We start from the raw sequence: 7,749 nt of genomic DNA, 5'->3' as shown, positions 1-7,749 counted from the left end.
TCGTCGATCTTCGACGGGAGGTGGAGCGGCTACGGGCGGAGAACGCCCGGCTGGCGCGTCTGCTGGAGCTGCGCGGTCAGGACACGACTGCGGCACCGGAGCAGTTGTCCGCGCCGGTTGAGCCGCCGGGGCTGGTCACCATGGCTTCGCCGACTCGTGACAAGCTGGCACTGTTCGCCGACCGGTTTCGGGCCCGGGCCGACGTGTACGCCGTGCGGTGGGAGAACTCCCGTACCGGCGCTGCCGGCTGGATGCCCGCAGTCGCCGGCGGCTGGCGTAAGGGGATGGACCGGCGGGGTGCCGCCTACCTGCCCCGTACGACGGAGGTCGTCGCGGCGCATCTCGTCGGCGACGTGTTCATGGGCCTGTACCCGCTGATGCCCGGCAACACCTGTCACTTCGTCGTGGCCGACTTCGACGGGCCGACGGCGATGCTCGACGCTCTCGCGTACGTGAAGGCGGCACGGGCCAGCGCGGTGCCGGCCGCGCTGGAGATCTCCCAGTCAGGCCGCGGCGCCCATGTCTGGGTCTTCTTCACCAGCGCTGTTCCCGCGGCCACCGGGCGAGCCGTCGGCACCGTCCTTCTGCGTGAGGCGATGGTGCTACGCGGATCGATGGATCTGCGGTCGTACGACCGACTGTTCCCCAACCAGGACGTTATGCCTGAGGGTGGCTTCGGCAACCTCATCGCCGCACCGCTACAGGGCCGCCGCCGCAAGGATGGACTGACCACGTTTCTCGACCTCGGCACGCTCGAGCCGTACGTGGACCAGTGGGCGTTCCTGTCGACGCTGGACCGACTCAGCCCCGGCGACGCCGAACACGTCGCCCGGCAGGCCAACCAAGCCGTCACCGGTGCCGACGTCGCCGCGATGAGCCGGTCCGCCGCGACCCAGGTCCATCCACCGCTACCTCCGGTGGTCCATGCGGAGGCCGGTGCCGGGCTGAGCATCGACGCCAGACAGCTCACCCCCGCCGCACTGGCGACGTTCAAGCACGCCGCTGCCATGGTCAACCCGAAGTTCTACGAGCTGCAGCGACTACGCAAGTCCACCTGGGACACCCCACGCTTCATCCAGGGCTACGACCTCACCCTCGATGATCACCTGGTCCTCCCGCGGGGCCTGCGGCACACCATCACCGCGATCGTCGAACGCGCCGGGTCGCGGCTGGCCGTCACGGACGCACGAAACTCCGGGACCGAGATCGACACCGCGTTCACCGGCGAACTCACCGTCAAGCAGGCCAACGCGGTCGGCGCGCTTCTCGCCCACGACGACGGGATTCTGGTCGCCCCACCGGGCTCTGGCAAGACCGTCATGGCCTGCGCCGTCATCGCCGAACGCAACACCTCCACCCTCGTCCTCGTCGACCGCAAAGCCCTCGCCGACCAATGGCGCACCCGCACCGAGCAGTTCCTCGGAATCAAGCCAGGTCAACTCGGCGGCGGCCGACGCAAGCTCACCGGGCACGGTGGACATCGCGCTGCTGCCCTCCCTCGCGCGGCACGACGACGTCGCCACCCTGGCCCAGGGGTACGGACACGTCACCGTCGACGAATGCCACCACCTCGGCGCCGCGGCCTACGAGCACTCGGTCAAACGGATCGCCGCGCAGTTCTGGCTCGGCCTCACCGCCACCCCCACCCGGCGCGACGGCCTCGGCCAACTCGTCACCTGGCAACTCGGACCCGTCCGCCACACCCTGACCGACGAGGAACCAGGCACCCTCGCGGCAGCGATGCACGCCGACGCCGGACCCCGTCGAGCGCTGTTCATCCACGAGACCACATTCCAGCCCGGCGACGTCGACCTTGACGCGCCCGGCGCGCTCGCCGAGGTGCACCGGCGACTGGCCATCGACGAGCCCCGCAACACCCAGATCGCCGGTGATGTCGCCGTAGCCCTGACACGCGGTCGCAACTGTCTCGTCCTGACCCGACGGGTTGCCGAGGTCGAGGCCCTCACCGCTCTGCTCGCCGCACGCGGACATCAGGCCCTCGTGCTCCAAGGCGCGATGAGCACCAGCGAACGGCGGACCATCGTTGACCGGCTCGACGGCGCCAAGGCCGGTGAGGGCCTGCTCGTCATCGGCACCACACCGTTCATCGGCGAAGGCTTCGACGCCCCCGCCCTCGACACCCTCTTCCTCGCCGGCCCGATCTCCTACGACGGCCTACTCGTCCAATGCGCCGGCCGCGTCATCCGCGCCGCGCCCGGCAAGGACGTCGCCGAGGTCCACGACTACCACGACCCGGCCACACCCATCCTCGCCGCCTCACTCCAACGCCGTATGCCCGGATACCGGGCACTCGGCTTCACCAGGACATGAACGCACCGCACGAGGGGCGTCTGTCATGACCCACGGAATCGCCAACGCGTGGGAGACTGGCGCTGTGGTGAGCGTCCTGGAGCGTGAGGTCTTCTCGGAGGCGGAGGCTGCCCGGCTGCTGCGGGTGGCGCAGTCGACGCTGCACTACTGGCTGGAGGGGGACGAGCCTAAGGGGCGCAGACACAAACCTGTGCTGCGCACGGAGCCGCGCGGCGCCCGTTCGGTGACGTGGGCCGAGTTCGTCGAGGCCGGGCTGTTGCGGGAGTACCGCCGTACCCACCGGGTGCCGATGGTCGAGTTGCGCGCGTTCATCGACCTGCTCCGGGAGCAGTTCGGGGTGCCCTACCCACTCGCCGACCGCCGACCCTACGTCGCCGGCAAGAAACTTGTGCTGCAAGCCCAGGCCGAGGCCGGTCTCGAACCGGCGTACTGCCTGGTAGCCGCGGTCGGCAACCAGTTGCTGCTCACTCCTCCGTCGGCGGCGTTCGTCGAGCGGGTCACCTGGGACGGCGACGTCGCCGCCGGCTGGCGACCGGACCCCAACCCCCAGTCACCGGTGCGGATCCTGCCGGATGTCCGGTTCGGTCGGCCGTCGATCAAGGGGATCAGCACCGAGATGCTCTGGGAGCAGGACGAGGCAGGGCTGGACGTCGAGGAGATCGCCGAGACGTACCAGCTCGACGTGCCCGACGTGCGGTGGGCGCTGGCGTACGAGAACTCTCAGCGCGCGGCGTGAGCAGGATCAAGCCTGCCGAGGCCCGGTTCTACATCGATGCCGACCTCCTCGGCCTCGCACGCGTCCTCGCCGCTCTCCGCTCCGACGTCACCTATCCCGGCGACCCGGGCGCAGTCATCCACAAACGCCAACGCCCCCCATGCCCCATCGCCTCGCCCGCCGCAAAGGACTCAGAGTGGATCCCGCAGGTCGCGAGCCGAGGTTGGCTGATCATCACCCGGGACCGCCACATCCAGGAGCACCGCCTGGAAATCACCGCCGTACGAGAGCACCAGGCCAAGATGGTCGCCCTGACAGCCGCCGACGCAGGCAGCGTCTTCGGCCAGCTGGAGGTCGTGATGAGCCGCTGGCGCGATATCGAGCGCTGCCTCGCCGAGCCGCCACCCTTCATCTACGCAGCCACCCGAACCACGATGAGGCAGATCCCGCTGACCTGACGCGGGTCATGAGCTGATCGTCTGGTGCTTTCCGTGGAGCTCGCTACGGATCGCGAGCTTGGCGATTGGATCTTTTCGGCCGCACTTCATTAACCGGCCGCCGCACAGAAGAACGTCGGCCAACGCTCAATGCGTCCACGAGTGGGCTGCGTTTGACCTTCGCGGCGGGGCCATCGTCATCGGGCTCATCGCGTTCTATCGCATGGGCAGGGGCAACGAGGTGCTGCCCGCCCCGGCGGCCTTTCTCTCACGGTTGCGCCATGGCGAACGCCGCCCGGCTGGCATTTAGCAAGCGACCACAGCAACACCCCGCTGCGCCCGCCATACCGCGATGACTCGCCCTGCACGTCGATGCCACTCAACGCTGGTATCGATCACGTCAGCATGAACCTGAGCTTCGGGCAGCGCAGCACACCTGCCATCGAACGGCGTGACCGGCGGTGGCATCTCGGCGACGAGCCGCTCATGCAGCCAACGACGCCATGATCCGGCCACGGCCATCGATCGCACCGGCCTCACTGTCCCTAGCGGAAAGCGTTTTCCGGGTCTAGCCTACGACGACCACCCAGGGATGCTTGGCCTGGTGGCGAGAGGCGGAGCTGTCGCGGTGAGTGCCGGCGGTGTTCCCGCCACTGCTCGCAACGCCGCTCGGTGGCCCGAGCCGAGACGAGGGTCCCGGAGACCGGTGACACGAGCCCACATTCAGACGGTACGGAAGGAATTGCGATGAGGAGACGCCAACTGCTTCTGTCCGCCATCGCGGCAACTGCCTCGCTGCCCGCGATCGCTGGCCACGCGTCCGCTGTCTGGGCGGACAGCAACTCGACCACGCCACTGCCGAAAGCCCGGCCGTACTACACCGGGGACTTCCCGGTGAGCCTCAACCTCTACAGCTTCAACGTCAACATCAACGCCTGGCTGAAGGGCCGCAAGGGCGCACCGCCCATCACTACCCTTGACGCCATCAGGTTCGCCAAGGATGCCGGCTTCGAGGCGGTGGACGTCACCTCGTACTTCATCCCGGGCTACGACAACAACACCATGCCCACACTTCCGCGCGAAGAGGTCATGCAGTATGCCCGGCAGGTCAGGTCGCTGTGCCAGGAGTTGGGCCTCGCCATCAGCGGCACCGGGGCACAGAACGACTTCGCCGAACCGGACGATGCGCTGCGGGCGCTGGACGTGGAGCGGCTCAAGTTCTGGATCGATGTCGCCGCGGAGATGGGCGCGCCGGTGATGCGGGTGTTCTCCGGGGTCGTACCCGCCGACATCGACCAGCTCGGCTGGGAGGCGATCGCCAGGGACCGGGTCGCCCCGCCGCTGCGGCTGCTCGCCGACTACGCCGCCGCCAGAGGGGTTCAGCTTGGCCTGCAGAACCACGGCGACATGACGGCGACCGCGGAGCAGACCATTCAGATCCTGCGCTGGATCGGCCGCCCGAACGTCGGAATCATCGACGACACCGGATACTTCCGCCCGTTCCAGAGCGCCACCGGGCTGGGCTACGACTGGTACGCCGACATCGCCGCGGTGCTGCCCTACACCAACAACTTCCAGGTCAAGAAGAAGCCGGCGGGCGCCGAGACCGACGTACTCATGGACCTAGACCGGCTCTTCACCGACGTGCGGTTCAGCAGCTACCGCGGCTACCTTCCACTCGAGGTGCTGTGGCACAAGGATGAGCCGACCAACCCCAAGCAGCTCTCAGCGCCGCCCTACGACCAGATCACCGACTTCCTCACCCGGGTGCGGGGCGCCCTCGCCCGCACCAAGGCGCAGCCGTTCGACGCGATCGACCAGTCGCTGGGGCGCTTCCAGGCCACCGGTGATCTCGGCCAGTCGGCGTACGTCCACCTGCGCAACGCCGTACGGCAGGCCGAGCACAAGTTCACCATCGGCAAGCCGGACCAGTCCGCCGACGAGATGCGCGGCTTCCTGTCGACCATCTCTCTGGAGTCGGCAGCCGGCCGGATCTCGGGGCCGGCCCAGGACGCGTTGTCGCAGCAGATGAACGCCCTGCTGCTGTCCTTCACCGACGTCTTCGGCGCCGCGTCGACCGGCTGAGCAGCAAGAGGCGGCGCGATGCGACCGCCGCCTACTGCACAGCTGCTCGACATGCAGCGTCGGCACACGTGGCGGGCATCGCGGCCGCGGCCACCGGCAACGGTGCCGCCGCCGCGGGGGTGCGTCGATCACAGCATGGTGGTCGGCCAGCAGAGGCCCACGGCAGGCATGCCGTGCTTGAGTCGAGGAGCGGGGTCCGCACCGAACGGTCATCGCGATGAACGGAACCGGCCGTCGGACGCGAGGTCCGACGGCCGGTTCCCGAGTAGCGCGGAGGTCAGCTGGTGAAGCGGACCTTGTCGCGGCGACGGCGCAGCGCCATCAGCAGGACACCGCCACCGATCAGCGCGAGACCGGTGAGCGAGATGCTCGTGGCGGCCACACCGGTCAGCGGCAGGCCGCCCTCGGTGCCGGTGCCACCACCCACCGAGGAACCCGGGGCACCAGGCGTGCCGGAGGGGTTCTCGGAGGGGTTCTCCGAGCCGCCCGGGGTCGGGTTCGGCGACTCACCGCCCGGCGTCGACGGGTTCGGCGACGGCGACTCCGAGGAGGCGCACGGCTTCAGCCAGAAGACCTTGTGCTTGCCGTCGTTCGACTTGCCGCCGATCAGGTCCACGTCGAGCTTGATGTGGTAGCCCTGCTGCTTCTGCGTGAGGCCGGACAGGTCGAGGTCGTTGGCGGAGAGTCGAATGACCTCGTCGTGGTCGTTCTCCGCGCCGGAGGCCGGGTCCTTGCTGATCAGCACATTCTGTCGAGACCAGACGATTCTGTCCTTCGGGGTACTCGACGGCGGCTGCGCCCAGAGGGTGAGGTTCGCCTTCTGGTTCGTGTCGAAGTTGAAGAATTCGAGTTCGAACTGACAGGTGACGTGCGGCTCGTTGTCGACGTTGTCCGAGAAGGGCATCCCGTCGATCTTCACGGTGCCGTTGTCACCCGGCGGGTTGCCGGTGGCCCAGGCGGGGGTGGCAAGCCCGAGCAGGGCCGTGGCGGCGGCTGCGGTGAGGGCCGCGCGCGCCACGTGCCGACGCTGTCGCATGTGGAATCCTCCAAAAGGGTTAGAGGGGACGGCACATGATCGCATATCTCCCATGGCCGGCGACACCGGATGTGGCGGCGAGTTCGCCTTCGTATACCGGTTACGCTCAGGTGTCCCTACGGATTTTGTCGATCCTTCGCTGATTTCGATGTCCATTTTTTGCCGAAGGCGTTTATGCCGGCCAGCAGGATCCGGCCGAATCCTTCGGGCAGCCCGGGATCCAGGATGAGTTGCCTGTTGCGGGCCCTACGTGACGCTGACGTACGCGCCGCTGCTGGTGACCGGTGCGGTGGTGGAGGTGCCCGCGAAGACGTAGCGCCAGTATCCACTCGCGGGGGCCGTGACCTTTACCGTCACCTCGCCGAACTGGTCGACCGTCACGTTCTTCACCGTGGCGTACGTGCTGGTGCCGGCCTTGCGGAACTGTAGCGTCACCACCTGACCGGGGTAGCCGCTGTACGGGGTTCTCTCCCAGTTCGCCTGCGTGAGCGTGCCCTTGACGGCGATGGTGTTGCCCTTGCGGACCGGGTTCGGCGTGGCGCTGGCCGTCAGCTTGGTGTGGCGCAGCACCGAGAACCTGGCCACCGCATGCCGGTCGGTGAAGCTCCTGTTGTCCTGGCTGTGTGCGCGAACGGCCACCTGCCACACACCCGCCTGGGCGGTCGTCCCCAGGCGAGACCTCGGATCGAACGCCAGGGCGGTCTTACCCAGGCTGAGCCTCGGATCGACCTGGAAGGTCGCCCGACAGGTTGACGTGGTCGCGGTGACCGTGGTGCAGGCGGTGGCCTGCCCACTGACCAGCACGGTGTTCGGGCTGCTGTACGAACCGTGGTAGAGGTAGATGTCGCCGCCGGCGATGCCCGCGGGATCGGTGGCGGTGAACGTGGCGGTGAACTCGCGGGCTCCGGACGGGGTCAGGACGACGGGACTGCCCCCGTTGATCACCACGTTGGAGATCTTGGTGGCATCGACCGTCTCGTCGTACTGCGAAGCCGGGCCGGCGAAGGCGCGGATGACGGTACGCCGGAGGCTGCCGCCGAAGTCGTCGACCGCCGTGGCGCGCAGCGAGACGAAGGCGGCGGTGGACGGCGTCGCCAGCTCGGCCGACGCGCGGTCCCCCGATGCGGGGACGGGCAGCGCCACCC

General features: G+C 68.4%; 6 protein-coding genes and 1 pseudogene. 5 read left to right on the top strand and 2 right to left on the bottom strand.

From position 1 onward, the window contains the following. Window positions 1-140: 140 nt before the first annotated feature. From ONA70_RS37075 to ONA70_RS32900, 5 genes and pseudogenes are all read left to right on the top strand, one after another. Window positions 141-1,370, top strand: a pseudogene (locus ONA70_RS37075) (TOTE conflict system archaeo-eukaryotic primase domain-containing protein); the annotation flags it as partial. A gap of 103 nt (window positions 1,371-1,473) precedes the next feature. Next, the gene (locus tag ONA70_RS32915; protein WP_265010390.1) at window positions 1,474-2,331 is read left to right on the top strand and encodes a DEAD/DEAH box helicase; all 858 of its coding nucleotides are present in this window, start codon (window positions 1,474-1,476) and stop codon (window positions 2,329-2,331) included. 25 nt (window positions 2,332-2,356) lie between these two features. Then, entirely contained in the window at window positions 2,357-3,067 is a 711-nt protein-coding gene (locus ONA70_RS32910) for a DUF433 domain-containing protein (protein ID WP_265010389.1), read from the top strand. Continuing rightward, complete coding sequence (locus ONA70_RS32905) at window positions 3,064-3,504, top strand: PIN-like domain-containing protein (protein ID WP_265010388.1); 441 nt, start codon at window positions 3,064-3,066, stop codon at window positions 3,502-3,504. The genes ONA70_RS32910 and ONA70_RS32905 overlap by 4 nt, the downstream gene beginning before the upstream one ends. 726 nt (window positions 3,505-4,230) lie before the next feature. Next, window positions 4,231-5,568: a sugar phosphate isomerase/epimerase family protein gene (locus ONA70_RS32900; protein WP_265010387.1), complete on the top strand. Its 1,338-nt coding sequence runs from the start codon at window positions 4,231-4,233 to the stop codon at window positions 5,566-5,568. 277 nt (window positions 5,569-5,845) lie between these two features. Here ONA70_RS32900 and ONA70_RS32895 read toward each other — a convergent pair whose 3' ends face one another. Next, window positions 5,846-6,604: an LPXTG cell wall anchor domain-containing protein gene (locus ONA70_RS32895; RefSeq protein ID WP_265010386.1), complete on the bottom strand. Its 759-nt coding sequence runs from the start codon at window positions 6,602-6,604 to the stop codon at window positions 5,846-5,848. 246 nt (window positions 6,605-6,850) lie between these two features. Continuing rightward, on the bottom strand, window positions 6,851-7,749 hold an 899-nt coding region (locus tag ONA70_RS32890), incomplete at its 5' end, for a hypothetical protein (RefSeq protein WP_265010385.1).

It is taken from the genome of Micromonospora yasonensis (genome assembly GCF_026013475.1).
Taxonomy (GTDB): domain Bacteria; phylum Actinomycetota; class Actinomycetes; order Mycobacteriales; family Micromonosporaceae; genus Micromonospora; species Micromonospora yasonensis.
The sequence above is the reverse complement of the archived record's forward strand: the minus strand, read 5'-3'. Positions and strand labels throughout refer to the sequence as shown.